Genomic DNA, 19233 nt, shown 5'->3' with positions numbered 1-19233 from the left:
CCATGAAGATTCCGGTGGTGGGGGCAAGTCTGGTTGTGCTTGGGCTGCTGTCCGGATGTACGACGACGGCGCCCCCGCCTTCCAGCCCGACGCCGTCCGCCAGCCCTGCCGCGACTTCCGTAGCCCCCACATCAGCCGCGTCGTCGAGCGCGAGTCCCGGCCCGTCGTCGGCGGCTGCTGTGCCGCCCCAACTGTCACCGGAGGCCCAACTGGAAACCGACCGACTCCTGATTCTTGCCGCGAAAGCCAACGACGCTGTGAGGGTTCGCGAACTCATCGCGGCCGGCGGCAATGTGAACGCCAAGGACGACATCCAGGACTCCGCTTTCCTTTACGCCGGTGCCGAAGGCTTCAACGAGGTCCTACAGCTGACGTTGGCCGCCGGGGCGGACGTGCGCAGCATCAACCGGTACGGCGGCACCGCGCTGATCCCGGCGAGCGAGCATGGGCACACGGAAACTGTTCGGATTCTCATCGCAGCAGGTGTGCCCGTGGACCACGTCAACAACCTGGGCTGGACCGCCATGCAGGAAGCGATCCTGCTCAATAACGGTGGGCCCAATCAGCAGGAGGTGGTTGGGCAACTCCTTGCGGCCGGAGCCAACCCGGACATCCGCGACCCCCAAGGCCGAACCGCCCTGCAAAATGCAGAGCGGCTCGGGTTCACGGAGATCGCGGCGCTGATCCGCGGCCGCTAGCTAGAGTGCCTCCAGCACGCTCACGTAATTGGCGATGCCCACGCCACCCATGTTCTGTACCGCGCCGCGGCGGGCGTTGGGCAACTGCATATCGCCCGCGGTCCCGCTGAGCTGCATCGCAGCGATGACGTGCTGCGACACACCGGTGGCTCCCACCGGGTGGCCCTTTGCCTTGAGTCCGCCGGAGACGTTGACGGGCAGCTTGCCGTCCTTGTAGACCCAGCCTTCCTGGATGGCCCGCGCACCCTCGCCCCGCGGCGTGAGGCCCATGGTTTCGTACATGATGAGTTCGGCGATGGTGAAGCAGTCGTGCACCTCGGCAAAGTCCAAGTCCTCAAGCCCAACGCCGGCCATGCCCAGGGCGCGCTCCCATGAAGCCCTGGTGGCTGCAAACTCGGTGGGATCGCGCTTCTCCGCGGGGAAGAAATCATTGGCGTGACCGAAACCGGCCAGCCGCACGGGCGCGGTTGCGCCGCTGGTAGCGGACGTGGAAAGCACGACGGCGGCAGCACCGTCGGAGACCGGCGAACAGTCAGTGCGGCGCAAGGGCTCGGCCACCATGGGGTTCTTCTCGGAAATGGTCCGGCAGAAGTCCTCGCCGAAGTCCCGGTGCATCTGGGCGTACGGGTTGTCCATGCCGTTGCGGTGGTTCTTGGCAGCGATGGAACCGAGGACATCACCGAGTCCGCCTTCGAAACCCGGCCCGCTGATTCCAGCCCCGTAGCGCTTCCCGTAGTGCTTGGCGACCTCCGCGAACAGGCCCGTGAATCCGGTGCTGGAGGCTTTGCCGGCCATCTCGTACGAAGCGGCGAGGAGGGCAGCGCCCACAACGTCAGCACCGGCGTCGGTCATTTTCTCCGCCCCGATTACCAGCACATTGCGGGCAGTTCCGGCGAGGACAGTTTTGACGCCCTGCTGGAAAGCGGCCGATCCGGAAGCGCAAGCATTCTCAGTGCGCGTTGCGGGAACGTTGGCAAGGTCCGCGGACAACTGGAGTGCCAGGGATGACGTGAATCCCAGTGGCTGCATGCCCGAGTTGAATTGGCCGAGGTAGATCTCGTCGATGTCCTTGGGGTCCAGCCCCGAGTTCTTGATGGCTTCGCCGGCAACCTGGATGATCAACGACTCCAAGGTGTCATCAGTCAGCTTCCCGAACTTGCTGTGGCCCCACCCCGTGAGCAGGATGTCTTTGCCGAACTGGTCTTTCAGGCTCATGCGTGTGCTCCTTCAAGCGTGTGTTCCTCAGACGTGGGTTCAACAGAGCCGAGCACCACCGAAAAGTCTGTGTCTGTCTTGCTGCGGATCTCTTCCACCGTGACTCCCGGGGCGAGGCGGGTCAGCAGCAGCCGGGTGCCGCCGTCGTCGGTTTCCTCGATGTCAAAAACGGCGAGGTCCGTGATGATCCGGTCAACGCACTTCAGTCCCGTGAGCGGAAGCGTGCATTCGGCGACGATCTTGGCCGAACCATCCTTGGCATTGTGCTCGGTGAGGACCACCACCCGCGGCGTCCCGGCCACCAAGTCCATGGCCCCGCCCATCCCCTTGACCATCTTGCCGGGGATGGTCCAGTTGGCCAGGTCCCCGGAGCCGGACACCTGCATGGCGCCCAGGATGGCCACCTTCACGTGCCCGCCGCGGATCATGCCGAACGAGGTAGCGGAGTCGAAAATGCTGCCACCGGGGGTGATGGTGACGGTCTGCTTGCCGGCGTTAATAAGGTCGGCATCTTCCTCGCCCTCGTACGGGAAAGGGCCCATTCCGAGCAGGCCGTTCTCGCTCTGGAGGACCACCCGCACGCCGTCGGGCAGGTTGTTGGCCACCAGCGTGGGAATGCCGATGCCCAGGTTGACGTAGTCGCCGTCGTTCAATTCTTCGGCCGCGATGGCCGCCATTTGGTCACGTGTCCATGCCATGGTGATGAGCTCCTTGTTCTAGACCGTTACTGCTTCGGCGCGTTGTGTCTCGGTGCGGGGGCGGACGGTGCGCTGTTCAATGTCCTTGACCCGATCCGTAGCCTGGACCAGCCGCTGCACGTACACGCCAGGGGTGACGATGTGGTTGGGGTCCAGCTCGCCCGGCTGCTCAATGACCTCAGCCTCGGCGATGGTCACCGCGCCGGCGGTAGCCACCACCGGGTTGAAGTTCCGCGCCGTGTAGCGGTAGATCAGGTTGCCGTCCGTGTCGGCGGTGTGGGCATGAACCAGTGCGACGTCGGCGGTGATGGCGCGCTCGCGGACGTAAGTGACGCCGTCGAACTCCTCCAACGGCTTGCCTTCGGCAACCAGGGTTCCCACCCCGGTCCTGGTGTAGAACGCGGGGATGCCGGCGCCCCCAGCCCGGAGCCGTTCGGCGAGTGTGCCCTGCGGCGTGAACTCAACCTCGAGCTTCCCCGCCAAGTACTGCTCGGCGAACAGCTTGTTCTCGCCCACGTAGGAAGCGATGACCTTCCGGACCTGGCCGGCTTCGATCAGGACGCCAAGCCCCTTGCCGTCCACGCCCATGTTGTTGGAAACGATGGTGAGGTCCTTGGCGCCCGATTCCCGGACGGCGTCGATCAGATCCGCGGGGATACCGCTGAGGCCGAAACCGCCGACGGCGATTGTCAGGCCGTCTGCCATCAGGTCATGAAGCGCTTGGGCTGCGCTCGCGTGGATCTTGGTCATGCTGTGCTCCTCTTTGAGTACGTTTGCCGGGCATCCACTTTGTGGACTGTGTTGTCTCTTAGATAGGAGCCTAGATTTCCTCTACTGGGCGGTCGACGGCGTTGTTAGTGTTCCACTCATGGTGTGGACGCTATGATGCAAGTTGTCCATATTGTGGATGAAATCTCTTGAGGAGGCTGCTGTGGTGGTTCAAGGAGCGCAAGTGGTAGGCCGGGCAGCCCTGCTGCTTCGGCTGGTGGGACGCAAGCCCGAAGGCACCTCATTGGCAGGTTTGGTGCGCGAGTCAGGGCTGACCCGGCCCACCGTTCACCGGCTGCTGACGTCCTTGGCTGCGGAGGGTTTGCTGGAACATGACTCCGCCTCCGGAAAGTGGGTATTGGGGCCGGAGATTTTCCTGCTGGGCTCGGTGGCTGCTGCACGTTTCCCCATGGAGGACATTGCGCGGCCGTCACTGCGGAGGTTGGCTGCCGAGACGGGGGAGAGCGCCTTCTTCTCTATCCGCCGTGGGAATGAAACAGTGTGCGTGCTGCGTGAAGAAGGTTCGTTCCCGGTGCGGTCTTTCGTGCTGCACGAAGGCGTGCGCTTTCCGTTGGGAGTGGCATCTGCCGGAACGGCCATCATGGCTTTCCTGCCTCCCGACGAACAGGAATCGCTGCTGGACCTCTGGCCGGTGCACGCCGGGGATTTTGCTGTGGGACATCCTGCCGATGTGGTGCGGGAGAATCTGGAGCAGACCCGGCTGGCAGGATACTCCGTTAATCCCGGGCTGATCCTGGAAGGCAGTTGGGGAATGGGCGCTGCCGTGTTCGATCAGCAGGGACGGCCAGCGTGGGCTCTTTCCTTGACGGGAATTGAGCCCAGGTTCCGCCCCGACCGCCAGGAGTTCCTTGGCAAGCTGCTGCTCGATGAGGCTCACCGAATGAGCGCGCGGTTGCAGGGCTAGCTGAGGTCCAGGCGCATCAACACTCGTGGGAAGCCGTTGAGGACCGACGTCGTCTCGGTCACCTTCTTGAAGCCGGCCTTCTCGAATAACCGGCGGGTGCCCACATAGGCCATGGTCAGGTCCACCTTGCCGCCCTTGTTGTCCACGGGATAGCCCTCAATGGCAGGCGCCCCATGGCTCTTGGCGAAGTCGATTGCCCCGCGGAGCAGCTCGTGGGAGATCCCCTTGCCACGATGCCCCGGCCGCACCCGAATGCACCAGACCGACCAAACGTTGCTCTCATCCACACGCGGGATCTTGCGGTTCTTCGCAAAAGTGGTGTCCGCGCGAGGGTGGACCGCAGCCCACCCAACCACTTCGTCGCCGTCGTAGGCCAAAACGCCCGGAGGAGGGTCCTCGGCCACCAGTCCCTTCACGAACTTCCCGCGCTCCTGTTTCTGGAGCTCCTGGTTCAGTTTGGACGGGATCCTGTAGCTCAGACACCAGCACACATTCGAATCAGGGCTCTTGGGCCCCACCATGGTCTTCACGTCATCGAACACCGCTGCGGGTCGAACCTCGATAGCCATGCGGACCATCCTGTCACCGGGTGCGCCGCTCCGCTAGACTTGCCAACGTGATGACCGGATCGGGCTTCTGCCCTGCACGGATCGGCTACCCGGCCGACCTCTGACGCGCGTTTGCTCCTGCAGCTGTGGCGCCGGTGCCCCTCGGGCACCTCCTTATGGGTCGATGAAATTTCAAAAACATCGAAATGACCCCCACACATCAAGGAGTTCTACATGCCTGCACTTTTCAACCACACCATCATCGCGTCCCTTGACCGCGCAATTTCTGCCGGGTTCTACCGTTCCATCCTTGAAGCCAAGGAAGCCCCAAGTTGGGGTCCCTTCACCAATCTCACGCTCGGCGGAGGGGTGATGCTTCAATTCGCCGAGCCTCCGGTGGACATCCAGATGCAGCACTATGCATTCCTGGTTGACGACGCCCACTTTGACCGCGCCTATGAGCGGTTGGTGAGTGATGGCGTCGAGCATTGGGCGGATCCTCAGATGACCCGCCCGGGTGAGACAAACACGGAACATGGCGGCCGTGGCGTGTATTTCAAAGACCCTGCCGGTCACGCTCTGGAGCTCATCACCAAACCGTACTTCTAAACGTGGCAACGGACGTTGGATAGGGGCCGCGGTCCAGCCCCTATCCAGCGTCCGGAAACCGAGCCTTCAAGGTTGCTCAAAAAACTTTTCAATCCGGACCCATCCACCCCGCCCCATCCTCCGAATAGCTGGTGAGACACAAACCGCAGGTGAAGCAAAAGCAGAACCTGCAGCCCGAGTCCCACCAACCAATGGATCCAACGCCCTGGTTCCAAAAACAAGGAGAATGACATGTTGTCCACAAAGCGCCCCGCCCTCGCCTTCGTTGGCCTCACTGCAGCCGCCCTTCTCGGACTTACTGCCTGTGGTGGTACCAGCACGCCGGCTGCCACCTCTGCCGCCCCAGAAACTTCCATGGCGGCTCCGTCGTCGATGGCACCGTCGCCGTCCTCGTCCGCCATGAGCAGCGCCGCCATGGATCCGGCCGCTAACCTTGTGGGCCCCGGCTGCGCCGGTTACGCCGCACAGGTTCCGGACGGTGCCGGTTCGGTAATGGGCATGGCCCAGGACCCGGTAGCAGTTGCAGCAGGGAACAACCCGCTGCTCAAGACCCTGACCGCCGCTGTTTCGGGAAAGCTCAACCCCAAGGTCGACCTGGTTTCCACCCTGAACGGCAGCGAATTCACGGTGTTCGCACCGGTTGACGATGCTTTCGCAAAGATCGACCCCGCGACAATCGAGACGCTCAAGACGGACGATGCCCTGCTGAGCAAGATTCTCACCTACCACGTAGTCCCCGGCCAGCTGACCCCGGACCAGATCATCGGCACCCACAAGACTGTTCAGGGTGGCGAAGTGACTGTCGGTGGCACCAAGGATGCCCTCACGGTGGACGGATCTTCCAACGTGATCTGCGGTGGTGTCCAGACCGCCAACGCCACGGTCTACCTGATCGACTCAGTGCTGATGCCCAAATAGGCAATAGGGCTTAGCAGTACCAACAACAAAGCAGGCGCCGGATCTGATCCGGCGCCTGCTTTGTTGCGTAGGGACTAACTGCTTTGTCCCTGCGACGAGTTGATGACCTGTTAGCGGCTGAAGTCACTGTCCACGTAGGAGCCGGCCCGGTTGTGTTCCGATCCGCAGGGGCAATGGTCAACTTCAATCCGGACGGTCAAGGGCTTGGATGAGTCCAGGGTAAGAGTCACATCCTCGCCGGCCTGGGTGTTGCGGCTGGCCTGGGTGTTGAGGCGGAGCGTGCCTGGGGCAGAGGTTTTGGGCATGGGGGACCTTCCTGATGTGTAAATGGGGTTAACCGGAGGGGTTACTTGTGGTCGGAGTCCTGAGGGGGTTTGCCAACCAGGGGGATGGTTCCCGTAGGTGTTCCCCCGTTGCAATCGGACTCCGTGCATTTTTCAGCGCAATCGTGCCTGGTGACGAGGTCGAACTGAACGCCGCCGTGCTGCTCGACGCCGGTCCGGATGGCTCGTTCCACCACTGAGGTGGCCAAGCGTTTGTGCAGTTGCAGGGGATCGCGGCGAAGGTCCTTGACCAGTGCGAAACAGAGCAACAGCATGACGATGACAAAGGGCAGGGCAGCCACGATTGTCACTCTTTGCAGGCCTGACAACGCTTCAGATGGTTTATCGCCGCCGGCAAGCAACATGACCGCTGCTACTGCGCCGGTGAGGCTTCCCCAGAAGATCACCACTCCTCGACGCGGGTGCTCAGCACCATTGGAGCTGAGGGATCCCATCACGATGGACGCTGCGTCGGCACCGGTGACGAAGAAGATCGCCACCAGGACCATGGCCAGGACAATGACGGCTGCTGTCAGCCAGCCAGGCATGCCCAGATTCTTCACGAGGTCGAAGAGCGCGCCGTCGAAGTTGATGGAGGGAGCACCGTCCACCATGGTCACAAGACCAGGAGTGCCGGCCTTGTCCGCCTCTTGCTGAACGTGGAACGCGGCACCGCCAAAGATACCGAACCAGATCACGCTGACTACGCTGGGCACCAGCAGCACGCCGGTGACGAACTGGCGGATGGTGCGGCCACGGCTGATGCGGGCGATGAACATTCCCACAAAGGGCGTCCAAGAGATCCACCAGGCCCAGTAGAAGATGGTCCAGCTGGTCATCCAGCTGCGCAGCGAGTCATCTCCCACGGCCTCGGTACGTGAGGACATTTCAGCCAGATCCCGGGCGTAGTCACCCACGGCTGAAGGGATCAGGTTGAGGATGAACAAGGTGGGTCCGGCTATGAACACAATGAGGGCCAGAACAACGGCCAGGACCATGTTGATGTTGGACAGCCACTGGATGCCGCGGCTGATGCCTGAAACAGCTGATGCCACGAAACAGAACGTCAGGATCGCGACGATGACTACCAGCACGGGAGTGCCGATCTCACCCATCCAGCCGTTGGACGTCATGCCGCTGCCGATCTGGAGGGCACCCAGGCCCAGCGAGGCGGCAGTTCCGAAGAGTGTGGCGAAGATGGCCAGGATGTTGATGAACTTGCCGATCGGCCCTTCCACCATGCGGATGCCGAAGAGCGAGGTGAAGGCCGCGGAGACCAGTTGCTTGCGGCCGAGGCGGTAGGTGCCGTAAGCCATGGCGATGCCGACTACTGCGTACATGGCCCACGGGTGCAGGGTCCAGTGGAAGATGGACGTGGCCATGGCGGTCTGGATGGCTGCGGGAGTGCGGCCGTCCACTGTTCCCGGCGGCGGCGAAATGTAGTGGTACAGCGGTTCGGCAACACCGTAGAACATGAGTCCGATGCCCATGCCGGCGGCGAACATCATGGCCACCCAGGAGACAGTTCGGAACTCGGGCTTTTCGCCGTCCTTGCCCAGCGGGATGTTGCCGAATTTGCCCAAGGCAAGCCATAGGACGAAAACGACGAACAATGAGGCGAGAACCATGAAGAGCCAGCCTGTGTACTCCATGACCCAGTTCAGGGCACCCTTGGAGGTATCGGAGAGGCTGTCGCGTCCCACAAAGCCCCAGACCACGAAGGCGACGGCGATGGCGCCCGTGATCCCGAAGGTGACTTTGTCGAGGGTAAGTTTGCGGTTCCGGCGGGCCGAAACGGCCTGCTCGGTCTTGGCGTGGCGCAACTCCTCCATGATCTGTTCGTGTTCTACAGAATCGGAAATGGGCTCTGCGCCTCCGTCCTCAGCGTCGAGGGCTGCCAAGTTGGTGTCGGTGGGAGAGATGCTGATAACTGCTTCAGGGTTCTCCGTGCGGGCGGGGCTGGTTGCTGCTGAAGTACCTGCCGGCTGATCGTCGGCAGGTAACTCCTCTGGTGTTAGGGGTTTTGTGTCACTGTTTGTAGCCATGAGCGGGTCCTTTGCTCGGCGAGTCATGGGTTTGCGTTTAAACATGGCCCTGGAAGGTGAGGCCGCAGGGATGGTTGGGGGTTCCCCCGTTGACCTTGAGGATGCCGTCTACGATCTGTGCTTCTTCAGCGTTGACGGGCAGTTTCAAGATGCACCTCATAGGTAGGACTGATTGGTGGAACGCGGGGCCCGTGGAGCCGGGATCGCGTTCCGCATGAATCAACAACATTCGCGCTAAGCAACAGAGTGCGCCCCGTCACAAGCAAAAGTCAAGGACTTTCGCCTGTTTAACGGCAACTTGATATATCAATTGGCTTTGACCTGCGCCGTTGGGTTTCAGGGTGACGGTTGGGTCGGAGAGCTTTGGATTCGCTGGGTATTGCGTGCTATCGGCGCCTGTAACCCATCCGGGCGCTGATGGTTAGCCCGGCCTCCCGGAGGCCGTCGATGAGCCCCGGCTGGTCCTCAGGCGAAAAGCGGAACGCCGGGCCGGAGATACTGACTGCGGCGATGACGCTACCCGAGTGGTTGAAGATGGGCACGGCAACGGCAGTAAGGCCGATTTCAAACTCTTCGTGGACTGTGGCGTACCCGTTGCGGGCCACGTCCAGAAGTTGCTTCTCCAGCTCGCCGCGGTTTGTGACGGTACGCGGCGTACGTGCGGGCAGGCCGACCGCCTTGAGGACCTGGGTTCGTTCATCCGCGGTCAGAGCGGCAAGAAGGACCTTGCCGCTGGAGGTTGCGTGCAGCGGCGTTAGGCTACCCACCCAGTCGTAGGTGGCAAGTGTTGAGGGTCCCATCGCCTGGTCTACGTTGACTGCGTAGTTCGAGCGCAGAACGGCGAGGTTGACCGTCTCCTTGTATTCTGCGGCGAGCGCCTCCAGGACTTGGCGCGCCTCATGAACCACGCTCAACCTGCCGGGGATGGAGGACGCCAGGCGGAGGATCCCAAAACCCAGCTGGTACTTGCCGCGTTCGCTGTTCTGCCGGACGAGTTCACGGTTGACCAAGGAGCCCACCAGGCGGGACACTGTGGACTTGTGGATGCCCATCTCCTCGGCGATCTCGCTGACGCCGGCATCTCCTTCGCGCGCCAGGATCTCCAGTATTTGGAGTGCGCGATCCACTGACTGGACGCCGCCGCCTTGGGCGTCTACATTCTTGTCAGGGTCCGGTTTGTTGCTTGCGGCCATGATGCCTCGTGTCATTGTCCAGGCAGGCCGCCCTGAGCCGGTAGCCATGTTCGGCCTGCACCCTCGTCTTTCCTCATCCTAGACGGAGTTTTGCACGTACCCTTTCACACCATGGGGACTCGAACGAGCTAAGTCCACGGCAGCGGCAGCATGGGAACGGGTGCGCCGGCTGCCACACCTTCAGGGGGAACAGCCATGTATCCATCCGCCCAGGCAAGGCCGCGCATCATGCCCGGACCCGTGTGGGAGGCGGGGATTGCGAGGCCGTGGATCAAGGTGCAGGGCATGAGCCGGGTCCGCCCTGGGTCGGGATCGATGTCCGCCCCGGACGTCACAAAGTGGGCCGCTCGGAGGGGTCTGTCTCCCAGAGCCGCCAGAAGAGGTTCTCCAAGGGTCATGAGGGTCATCATGGCGGCCAGCGGATTCCCCGGAAGCCCGATGATGAAACAGCCATCAGGAAGTTCCGCCAGCACTGCCGGATGTCCCGGCCGCATGGCAACCCCGTCCAGCAGGAGCCTGCCGCCGAGCGCGCCAACGGCGTCGCGAAAGTGATCTGTGCCGGATTTTCCTGTTCCACCGGTGGTAACTATCACGTCCGGCCGCTCGGCGCCGCGGCCACCGCCCAGCGCTGCCATCCACTCTTGGTACGAATCACCAATCCTTTGCTGACCAACGGGCTCTCCGCCCAGTTGCGAAATGACGGTATCCAGTTGCGGGCCGAACGCGTCGCGGACCTGTCCCGGCGCGGGCTCACCTGAGGTCACCACTTCCGAGCCGGTAAGTACGACGGCGACCCTCGGCTTGCGCTGTACCTGTAGGTGGTCGTGGCCCGCCACAGCAGCCAGGGCAATGTGCGCCGGGTTGAGGAGGGTGCCGGCAGGTATGAGGACATCGCCGGCTGTGGCTTCTTCTCCGGCTGGACGGATGTGACGGCCCGGGAGTGTCTCACCAGGCTTTGAACCGTGCCCGAGGGAGAGGTACCCGTCGCCTAAGACGCAGCCGCTTTCCTTGCGCAGGACCGTCGCGGCACCGGTGGGGACGAGCCCTCCGGTGGCGATAACGCTCGCTTCACCTTCGGCGAGCGGCCGCCCCGGCGTCGTTAACTTCCATGGTCCGTTGCCGTTAACAGCCCAGCCGTCCATGGCTGATGACGCATAGTGTGGGAGGTCCTGCTGTGCAGTGATGGGGCTGGTAAGCGTGCCGCCGACTGCTTCGCGAAGGGTGACCGCCAAGGCTGGGAGCGGCCTGGCGCACTGGTAGGCCAGCTGCCGCGCTTGGGCCCAGGTGGTTGCGTGGGTGCACGTCGCTTGTGCAAGCATTGATGCCCGCTTCCTAAGGTGGGATGTGACGCAGATACCGGGGACTGCACGGCCTTCCCGTAATTCTTGCCGCAGTCCCCGGTATCAGTTGATGCGTACTGTATTAGGCCTTCACATAGCCGTTCGGGTTCAGTACGAACTTTGTTGCTGATCCGGCGTCGAATTCGGCGTAGCCGCGCGGAGCATCTTCGAGCGGAATGGCCTTGGCGTTGACGGCTTTGGCGATCTGGACCTTGTCATGGAGGATGGCCATCATCAGCTGGCGGTTGTACTTCATGACGGGGCACTGGCCGGTGGTGAAGGACAATGACTTTGCCCAGCCGGTACCAAGGGATAACGAGAGGGAGCCGTGCTTGGCGGCCTCGTCGATTCCGCCCGGATCGCCGGTGACATAGAGGCCCGGGATGCCCAGGGACCCGCCGGCGGCAGTGATGTCCATAAGCGAGTTGAGCACTGTGGCAGGAGCCTCGTGGGAGGCATCCTTACCGTGGCCGCGGGCTTCGAAGCCAACGGCGTCCACACCGCAATCCACTTCCGGAACTCCAAGGATTTGGGCGATCTGCTCCTTGGGATCGCCGTTTGACACGTTGACGGTTTCGCAGCCGAAGGAGCGCGCCTGAGCCAGGCGGTCCTCATTCATGTCGCCCACAATGACGACGGCGGCGCCAAGCAGCTGTGCGCCCACGGCGGCAGCGAGGCCCACGGGCCCGGCACCTGCGACGTAGACGGTGGATCCCACGCCTACGCCGGCGGTGACGGAGCCATGGAAGCCGGTGGGGAAGATGTCCGAGAGCATGGTCAAGTCCATGATCTTTTCCAGTGCCTGATCGCGGTCCGGGAAGCGCAGCAGGTTCCAGTCAGCGTAGGGGACCAGCACGAACTCAGCTTGGCCGCCCACCCACCCGCCCATGTCAACGTAGCCATAGGCACTGCCGGGGCGATCGGGGTTGACGTTGAGGCAAATGCCGGTCTTCTGTTCCTTACAGTTCCGGCAGCGGCCACAGGAGATGTTGAACGGCACCGAGACGATGTCGCCTACCTTGATGAACTCGACGTCGGGTCCCACCTCCACTACTTCGCCGGTGATTTCGTGGCCGAGGACCAAGTCCTTCGGAGCTGTGGTGCGGCCACGGACCATGTGCTGGTCCGAACCGCAGATGTTGGTGGTCACCGTCCGGAGGATCGCGCCGTGCGGCACCTTCCGTCCTACGTTGGCGGGGTTGACGCCTGGTCCGTCTTTGAGCTCAAACGTTGGGTAGTCAGTGTCGATGATCTCAACGACACCGGGTTCCTTGTAGGCGACTGCTCTGTTTCCTGACATGGTAACTCCCTATTCTTTGGCTGTTACTGAAAATGCTGCCCAATGATCCGAAAGCGGTGCTTCGATGAGGAAATACCTCCCCAGGTTTCAGGCACCGAAGCACCAATTACGGACCACTGGACGGGTGGAACATCTGACGGGTGGAAACTCTGTTGGTGGCCTTTGTTGCCGATTCAGGCTTTCTCCAGCCGGATGATCACCGACTTGGAGGTGGGTGTTCCGCTGGTATCCGCCACGGAATCCAAAGGCACCAGGACGTTGGTTTCCGGGTAATAGGCTGCGGCGCAACCTTTCGGAGTGGAATAGGACACGATGCGGAAGTCCTCAGCCCTGCGATCAACGCCTTGGAACTCGGAAATCAGGTGGACCATGTCGCCGTCGGAGAATCCCAGCTCGGTGATGTCCTCGGCGTTGATGAGCACCACGCGGCGTCCTCCGTGGATGCCGCGGTAGCGGTCGTCCTTGCCATAGATGGTGGTGTTGTACTGGTCATGTGAGCGAAGGGTTTGAAGGACCAATCGGCCGGCCGGGATCTTGATGAATTCCAGCTCGTTGCCCGTGAAATGTGCTTTCCCGGAGGCGGTGTCGAACTTCCTGGCATCGCGCGGCGGGTGGGGCAACACAAAGCCGCCAGGATGCTGGATGCGTGCTTCGAAGTCCTCAAAACCATCGAAGACGGCCTCAATGTGCTTCCGGATCAGAGAGTAGTCATCCCTCATGGCCAACCAGGAAGCTTGCGGGGTGTTGGGCAGGCGTTGATGGCCGTCCTTGAACAGCCTGTCCGCAAGGTTGCACACGATCGCTACTTCGGAGTGAAGGTGTTCGCTTGCGGGCTTGAGGCGTCCCCGTGATGCGTGGACCGCGCTCATGGAGTCTTCCACGGTGACCCGCTGGTCGCCTGTGCGCTGGGTGTCCTTCTCGGTGCGTCCAAGGGTGGGCAGGATCAGCGCACGGCGGCCTGTGGACAGGTGCGAGTGGTTGAGTTTGGTGGAGATCTGGACGCTCAACCGGGTGTTGGCCAAGGCCAGCTCGGTCACGTCCGAGTCCGGGGCAGCCCGGACGAAGTTGCCACCCATCCCCATGAAGAAGCGTACTTTCCCGTCCCGCATGGCGCGGATGGCTGCCACAGTGTCAAAGCCGTGCTCACGCGGAGAGCGGAACTCAAATTCCTGGTCCAAACGGTCATGGAACGTCTCCGGCATCTTTTCGAAGATGCCCATGGTGCGGTCGCCCTGGACGTTCGAGTGGCCGCGCACCGGGCATACGCCGGCGCCGGGCTTGCCGATGTTGCCCTGAAGCAGCAGAACGTTGACAACATCGCGGAGGGTAGGAACGGAATGCTTGTGCTGGGTCAATCCCATAGCCCAACACACGATGGTGGCACTGGAAGCGAGCATCCGCTCACCGGTTGCATGAATCTGTTCCAGGGTGAGGCCCGTTGCCTCCACAATGTCATCCCACTCCACCTTTTCCAGGAAACGCAGGTAGTCGTCCAGACCCACCGTGTGGTTGTCAATGAAATGGTGATCCAGCACCGTTTGCAGACCCGGAGTGTTCCGTCCGGCAGCTTCGGCCTCCAGCAGGTATTTGCCCAGGCCTTGGAAAAGGGCCTGGTCCCCGCCCGCACGGATCTGCAGGAAGTCATCCGTCAGCTGGGTCCCCTGGATCATGCCGGCCACATGCTGCGGGTTCTCGAAATGCAGGAGCCCGGCCTCGGGAAGGGGATTGACGGACACGATGACCGCGCCGTTCTTCTTCGCCTTCTCCAACGCGCTAAGCATGCGCGGGTGGTTGGTGCCGGGGTTCTGCCCGGCCACGAAAATCAGCGACGCCGTTTCCAGGTCAGTCAGGCTGACCGAACCCTTGCCAATGCCGATGGTTTCCACCAGCGCCGAGCCCGAGGATTCATGGCACATGTTGGAGCAGTCCGGGAGGTTGTTGGTACCAATGCCCCGCACCAGGAGCTGGTAGACGAATGCTGCCTCATTCGAGGTCCGGCCCGAGGTGTAGAACACCGCTTGATCGGGGTGGTCCATGCCCCGCAGTTCCTCGGCCATGAGGTCATAGGCCTCGTCCCAGCCAACGGCCCTATAATGCGTTGCGCCTTCATCGAGGAACATCGGGTGCGTGATCCGGCCTTGCTGCCCCAGCCAAAAGTCGTCGCGGGTCTTGAGCTCGGCAACGGAGTGGTGGGCAAAGAACTCCGGCGTGACCCGGCGACGTGTGGCTTCCTCGGCCACTGCCTTGGCGCCGTTCTCGCAGAACTCTGCCGCATTGCGCTTCTCATGCTCGGGCCACGCGCATCCCATGCAGTCGAACCCGTCCAGCTGATTCACGGCCAAAAGGGTTTGGACGCTCCGCAGCGGTCCCATCTGTTCCAGCGAAATTTTCAGGGCATTGGCAACAGCGGGGATGCCTACGGCCTTGGTCTTGGGTTTGGTGACGGTCAGCTTTGACTCGTCAATGTTCTCGCGTGGAGCTTTGGAATGCATGGGGAACCCCTTCAGATCCGGGAAGTGGAAGCAGTGAGCAGCGTGGTTCGGGATTGCTGCCGGGCGGCTTCCACGGTGTGCAGCAGCAGGAGCGCAGTGGTCACTGATCCTACGCCTCCCGGGACAGGACTCAACCCGGCCGCAACGCCGGTGACGCTGGCTTCGTCAACATCTCCCACCAGGGAACCATCGGGCAGGACGTTCGTGCCGACGTCGATCACTACCGCCTCCGGCGAGACGTGGCTACCTTTCAGCAGCCCGGTCCGCCCGGCGGCAACAACCACGACGTCGGCCGGCCGGGTGTAGCGTTCCAGCGGTCCGGACTTGGAATGGCAGATAGTGACGGTGGCGTCCTTCTCGAGGAGGAGCAGGGACAGCGGCTTGCCCACCACGGCGGAACGCCCGACGACGGCCACGTTCCGTCCTGCAACCGGGATCTGGAAGTGGTCCAGCAGCTCCACCACAGCCTGGGCAGTAGCGGGTGCAAAGGCGGGCTGCCCCACAGCCAAACGGCCGAGGCTGAGGGGATTGGCGCCGTCGATGTCCTTTTCCGGGGCGATGAGGCCTACCAACCGGTCAGCGCGGACGGCGGCCGGCAGGGGAGTTTGGAGGATGATGCCGTGGACGGTGGGTTCCGCGCTGAGGTCCGCCAGGACACTGGCCAGCACTTGTTCTGTGGCGTCGTGGCCAAGGTCGATGATCCGGCAACCGATACCTGCGCGCCCTGCGGCACGCTCAATGGACCGTACATACCAGTGCGTGGATTCGTCGTCCGTTGCAACAACAACTGCCAGGACCGGTCGGAGGCCTTCATCATCCAGGAGGGCGGTCTCCTCGTGGGCCCGCTTCTGGATGAGGGCAGCGAGCGGCTTGCCGGATAGCATTGCGGTGCTCATGAGAGGATCCTTTCGCGGACACGCTTCACCAGGGCATCGGCGGCGAGAACCACTTTGTCCTCAATCCCATCCGTCTGCTCCACCAGGCGGGAACGGGCTTCGCCGTGTTTGATGGCGACGACGTTTATGTCGATGTTGACCCGGGCTGTTGTGGCGGCGGCGCGCGCTGCGTCGGCGGCAGCGGCGACGTCGCTGATGACATTGGGGTTGGCCACATCAAAAAGTTCGGTGGCAAGTTCCACCACTTCACCGGCAACCTTGATCAGCTGCGCGGGAGTATGGGCTGCCTGGACCAGGGCTTCCTGGATTGCTGCCGTTTTTACGGCCTTGAGTTCGTCGGTTTCCGACGGAAGCTTGTAGGAGTCGATCACGGACTGAAAGGCGTGCTCATCGGCGTCTGCGAGACGCAGGGACTCAACGATCAGGTGATCGGCGGCGCTGGTGATCCGGGTGACCAGTGCGGCATGTTCCTCATACTTTGCGCCGGTGGTGTACCTGGCCACCATGGCTACCAAGGCAGCACCCTGGGCAGCATGCAGCGCTGCGGCCGCGCCTCCACCGGGGGTGGGCTGACGTGAAGCAAGCCTGGAGAGGTAATCATTGATGGTTTCTGAACTGATCATGGGTCTTCCTGGCTGACTGAAGAAGAAGGCTGACTGAAGGAAGCGGTAAAGCAACGGCCCGGACCCTCTCATTGCGAGGGGGGAGGGTCCGGGCCGTGTGCCCTTGGTGGCTACGCAGGCATCAAGGTGCCCTGCGCGGGGTGTTAGCCCCGGAGCCGGCTCATAGTGGGGTCGTACAGCGGATCTTCGGTGACGGTGGCCTGGATGCGGCGTCCGAAGTATTCGATTTCCACGGAGTCTCCCAGCGATACTGCAGAGGGCAGGTAAGCGTAGGCAATCGGCTTGCGGACCGAGTAGCCGTAGGCGGCGCTGGTGACGTAACCAACGGCCTGGTCCTTGTAGAACACCGGTTCCTTGCCCAGTACCAGGCTCCTGCCGTCGTCCACCGTCAAGCAGCGCAAGCGGCGGGCCGAGCCTTCCTCAGTGCGGCCTTCCAACGCGGCCTTACCGACGAAGTTCTCCTTGGTCATTTTCACGGCAAACCCCAGGCCCGCCTCGTAAGGATCGTGCTCGGTGGTCATGTCCGTGCCCCAGGAACGGTAGCCCTTTTCGAGTCGCAGCGAGCTGAAAGCAGCACGGCCTGCGGCGATGACGCCAAACGGCTGGCCGGCCTTCCACAAAGCGTCCCAAAGGCGCTGCCCGTTGTCTGCGCTGGTGTAGAGCTCCCAGCCGAGTTCGCCCACGTAGGAAAGGCGCATCGCAGTGACCGTGACGCCTCCGATGGTGACCTTCTTGGAGCGGAAGTACTTCAGGCCGTCATTGCTGAAGTCATCGCTGCTGACCGTGCTGATCAGGTCGCGGGCCAGCGGGCCCCACAGGCCGATGCAGCAGGTGCCGCCGGTGGTGTCACGGACCTGGACCCAGTCGCCGGCGTCGCCATTGTCTGTTTGCTGCCGGGCCGCTCGCTCAAAGTAGGCGGTGTCAATGTTGCCGTTGGCGCCGAGCTGGAAGGTGTCCTCGCTGAGGCGGGCCACAGTGATGTCGCTTCGGACGCCGCCGGCCTCGTCCAGGAGCAGCGTATAAGTGACTGCGCCGGGCTTCTTGGCCAAGTCGCCGGTGGTCAGTTCCTGCAGCAACTTCAAGGCTCCCGGGCCGGAAACCTCAAGGCGCTTCAGCGGCGTCATGTCATACATGGCAACTGCTGTACGGGTCTTCCAGGCTTCAGCTGCGGCGATGGGCGAGCTGAACATGCCGGACCAGGCGTCACGGGCCGGCGGCTGCCACTCGTCCGGCATCTCCTTGAGGAGTTCAGCGTTGGCTTCGAACCAGTAGGGGCGTTCCCATCCAGCGCCTTCCAGGAAGTATCCGCCCAGCTGCTTGTGACGGGCATGGAAGGGGCTGACGCGAAGATTGCGGGGAGAGAGCTTGGGCTGGAGCGGGTGCATCACATCGTAGATTTCCACGAAGTTCTGCTGGGAGGTTTCGCTGACGTACTCGGGGGTCAGCTGGACCTCTTCGAAGCGGTGGATGTCGCAATCTCCCAGATCAATCCCGGACTTGCCGGTGGTCAGCAGCTCGGCCACGGCGCGGGCAATGCCGGCGGAGTGGGTGACCCACACGGCTTCGGCCACGAAGAACCCGTCCACTTCCTTGGACTCGCCCACCAGCGAGCCGCCGTCCGGGGTGAAGGAGAAGATGCCGTTGAAGCCATCCTCGATTTCGCTTTCGCGGAGAGCGGGCAGGATCTGCTTGGTTGCTTCCCACGCGGGGAGGAAGTCCTCCAACGTGAAGTCCAGGCGCGAGGGCATGTTGTGTTCGGTGATGCTGCTGGGCTCGTAGCTGCCCAACTCGTCAAGGTCCACGGGCATGGGGCGGTGAGCGTAGGAGCCAATGCCGTAACGGTCACCGTGCTCGCGGTAGTAGAGGTCCTGGTCCTGGTGGCGCAGGATGGGCAGCTGGGCGCCGTTGGGCAGCTCGTTCTTGCCCTTCTGGGCGGGAACCGGAGTCGTTTTTACGTACTGGTGTGCCAGTGGGAGGAGTGGAACGGACATTCCGATCAACTCGCCCACCTTGGCGCCCCAGAAGCCGGCGCAGGAAACCACAATGTCCGCAGGGATTACGCCGTCGGCGGTCTCGACGCCGGTAACGCGGTGGTTTGACTGCTCGATGCCGGTCACTTCGGTGTTGCCGATGTACTTCACGCCGGCGGCTTCGGTGCGCTTGATCAGCAACTGCACAGCGCGGGCTGCAAGCGCCAGGCCATCGGTGGGGACGTGGAGGCCACCGAGGATGTCTTCCTCATTGATCAGCGGGTAGAGCTCCTTGCACTCTTCGCGGGAGAGGATCTTGCCGTCGATGCCCCACGACTGTGCGTAGCCGAGCTTGCGCTTCAGGTCGGCCAGGCGGGTCTCTGTGGTGGCTACTTCCAGTCCGCCCACCTGGTTGAAGCAGCTCTGGCCATCCTCAGTGAGGGACAGGAGCTTTTCCACCGTGTACTTGGCGAAGAGCGCCATGGACTTGGAAGGGTTGGTCTGGAAAACCAAGCCCGGCGCGTGGGACGTGGAGCCACCGGGCATGTTCAGGGGTCCTTGGTCCAGGACGGTGATGTTGTTCCAACCGCGGGTGACCAGTTCGTCGGCGAGGTTGGTGCCAACAATCCCAGCTCCGATGATGACAATGCGAGGCGTGGATGCCATGGGGGT

General features: G+C 62.6%; 17 protein-coding genes. 4 read left to right on the top strand and 13 right to left on the bottom strand.

Features of this window, described 5'->3' with window-relative positions; all coding sequences use genetic code 11:
• Positions 1–2 precede the first annotated feature (2 nt).
• Positions 3–698 carry an ankyrin repeat domain-containing protein gene (locus J7I86_RS04180; RefSeq protein ID WP_214815896.1) on the top strand — a complete coding sequence of 232 codons (696 nt, stop codon included), beginning with the start codon at positions 3–5 and terminating at the stop codon, positions 696–698.
• On the opposite strand, the gene J7I86_RS04175 is transcribed toward J7I86_RS04180, so the two are convergent.
• The 3 genes from J7I86_RS04175 to J7I86_RS04165 are packed head-to-tail and all read right to left on the bottom strand — an operon-like array spanning position 699 to position 3361.
• On the bottom strand, positions 699–1913 hold the full coding sequence (locus J7I86_RS04175; RefSeq protein ID WP_214815894.1) for an acetyl-CoA acetyltransferase: 1215 nt from the start codon (positions 1911–1913) through the stop codon (positions 699–701). It lies immediately after the preceding gene.
• Positions 1910–2611 (bottom strand): CoA transferase subunit B, encoded by a 702-nt coding sequence (locus J7I86_RS04170; protein WP_214815891.1) that lies wholly within the window; start codon positions 2609–2611, stop codon positions 1910–1912. Before J7I86_RS04170 ends, J7I86_RS04175 begins: the two co-directional genes overlap by 4 nt.
• Positions 2612–2629: 18 nt before the next feature.
• A complete protein-coding gene (locus J7I86_RS04165; RefSeq protein ID WP_214815888.1) occupies positions 2630–3361 on the bottom strand; it encodes a CoA transferase subunit A in 732 nt (243 codons plus the stop codon).
• A gap of 157 nt (positions 3362–3518) precedes the next feature.
• Between J7I86_RS04165 and J7I86_RS04160 the strand changes: the two genes are divergently transcribed.
• The gene (locus tag J7I86_RS04160) at positions 3519–4304 is read left to right on the top strand and encodes an IclR family transcriptional regulator (protein ID WP_214815885.1); all 786 of its coding nucleotides are present in this window, start codon (positions 3519–3521) and stop codon (positions 4302–4304) included.
• Here the strand turns inward: J7I86_RS04160 and J7I86_RS04155 are convergent.
• A complete protein-coding gene (locus J7I86_RS04155; RefSeq protein ID WP_214815882.1) occupies positions 4301–4873 on the bottom strand; it encodes a GNAT family N-acetyltransferase in 573 nt (190 codons plus the stop codon). The two genes, J7I86_RS04160 and J7I86_RS04155, sit on opposite strands and share 4 nt — an antisense overlap.
• Before the next feature lie 213 nt (positions 4874–5086).
• Between J7I86_RS04155 and J7I86_RS04150 the strand changes: the two genes are divergently transcribed.
• Positions 5087–5461: a VOC family protein gene (locus J7I86_RS04150; RefSeq protein WP_214815880.1), complete on the top strand. Its 375-nt coding sequence runs from the start codon at positions 5087–5089 to the stop codon at positions 5459–5461.
• A gap of 231 nt (positions 5462–5692) precedes the next feature.
• Positions 5693–6379, top strand: a complete 687-nt coding sequence (locus tag J7I86_RS04145) for a fasciclin domain-containing protein (RefSeq protein ID WP_214815877.1) — start codon at positions 5693–5695, stop codon at positions 6377–6379.
• Positions 6380–6489: 110 nt separating this feature from the next.
• Here the strand turns inward: J7I86_RS04145 and J7I86_RS04140 are convergent, their stop codons facing one another.
• The 9 genes from J7I86_RS04140 to J7I86_RS04100 all read right to left on the bottom strand — a co-directional run bounded on the left by J7I86_RS04140 (position 6490) and on the right by J7I86_RS04100 (position 19227).
• Complete coding sequence (locus J7I86_RS04140) at positions 6490–6684, bottom strand: hypothetical protein (protein ID WP_214815874.1); 195 nt, start codon at positions 6682–6684, stop codon at positions 6490–6492.
• A gap of 41 nt (positions 6685–6725) precedes the next feature.
• Complete coding sequence (locus tag J7I86_RS04135) at positions 6726–8747, bottom strand: BCCT family transporter (protein ID WP_286179282.1); 2022 nt, start codon at positions 8745–8747, stop codon at positions 6726–6728.
• Positions 8748–9133: 386 nt separating this feature from the next.
• A complete protein-coding gene (locus J7I86_RS04130; RefSeq protein ID WP_214816909.1) occupies positions 9134–9940 on the bottom strand; it encodes an IclR family transcriptional regulator in 807 nt (268 codons plus the stop codon).
• Positions 9941–10068: 128 nt separating this feature from the next.
• Positions 10069–11259 carry a molybdopterin molybdotransferase MoeA gene (locus J7I86_RS04125; RefSeq protein ID WP_214815869.1) on the bottom strand — a complete coding sequence of 397 codons (1191 nt, stop codon included), beginning with the start codon at positions 11257–11259 and terminating at the stop codon, positions 10069–10071.
• 103 nt (positions 11260–11362) lie between these two features.
• Positions 11363–12580: a formaldehyde dehydrogenase, glutathione-independent gene (gene fdhA, locus J7I86_RS04120; protein WP_214815866.1), complete on the bottom strand. Its 1218-nt coding sequence runs from the start codon at positions 12578–12580 to the stop codon at positions 11363–11365.
• A gap of 173 nt (positions 12581–12753) precedes the next feature.
• Positions 12754–15072 (bottom strand): FdhF/YdeP family oxidoreductase, encoded by a 2319-nt coding sequence (locus J7I86_RS04115; RefSeq protein WP_214815863.1) that lies wholly within the window; start codon positions 15070–15072, stop codon positions 12754–12756.
• Between the two features lie 11 nt (positions 15073–15083).
• Positions 15084–15968, bottom strand: coding sequence for a bifunctional 5,10-methylenetetrahydrofolate dehydrogenase/5,10-methenyltetrahydrofolate cyclohydrolase (locus tag J7I86_RS04110; protein WP_214815860.1), 885 nt, complete (start codon positions 15966–15968; stop codon positions 15084–15086).
• Positions 15965–16591 carry a cyclodeaminase/cyclohydrolase family protein gene (locus J7I86_RS04105; RefSeq protein WP_214815857.1) on the bottom strand — a complete coding sequence of 209 codons (627 nt, stop codon included), beginning with the start codon at positions 16589–16591 and terminating at the stop codon, positions 15965–15967. The genes J7I86_RS04110 and J7I86_RS04105 overlap by 4 nt, the downstream gene beginning before the upstream one ends.
• Positions 16592–16734: 143 nt before the next feature.
• On the bottom strand, positions 16735–19227 hold the full coding sequence (locus J7I86_RS04100) for an FAD-dependent oxidoreductase (RefSeq protein ID WP_214815854.1): 2493 nt from the start codon (positions 19225–19227) through the stop codon (positions 16735–16737).
• Between the last annotated feature and the right edge of the window lie 6 nt (positions 19228–19233).

It is taken from the genome of Arthrobacter sp. ISL-95 (genome assembly GCF_018613695.1).
Lineage (GTDB): Bacteria > Actinomycetota > Actinomycetes > Actinomycetales > Micrococcaceae > Arthrobacter.
Note: the sequence above shows the minus strand (reverse complement) of the source record. Positions and strands in the feature narration are given on the sequence as shown.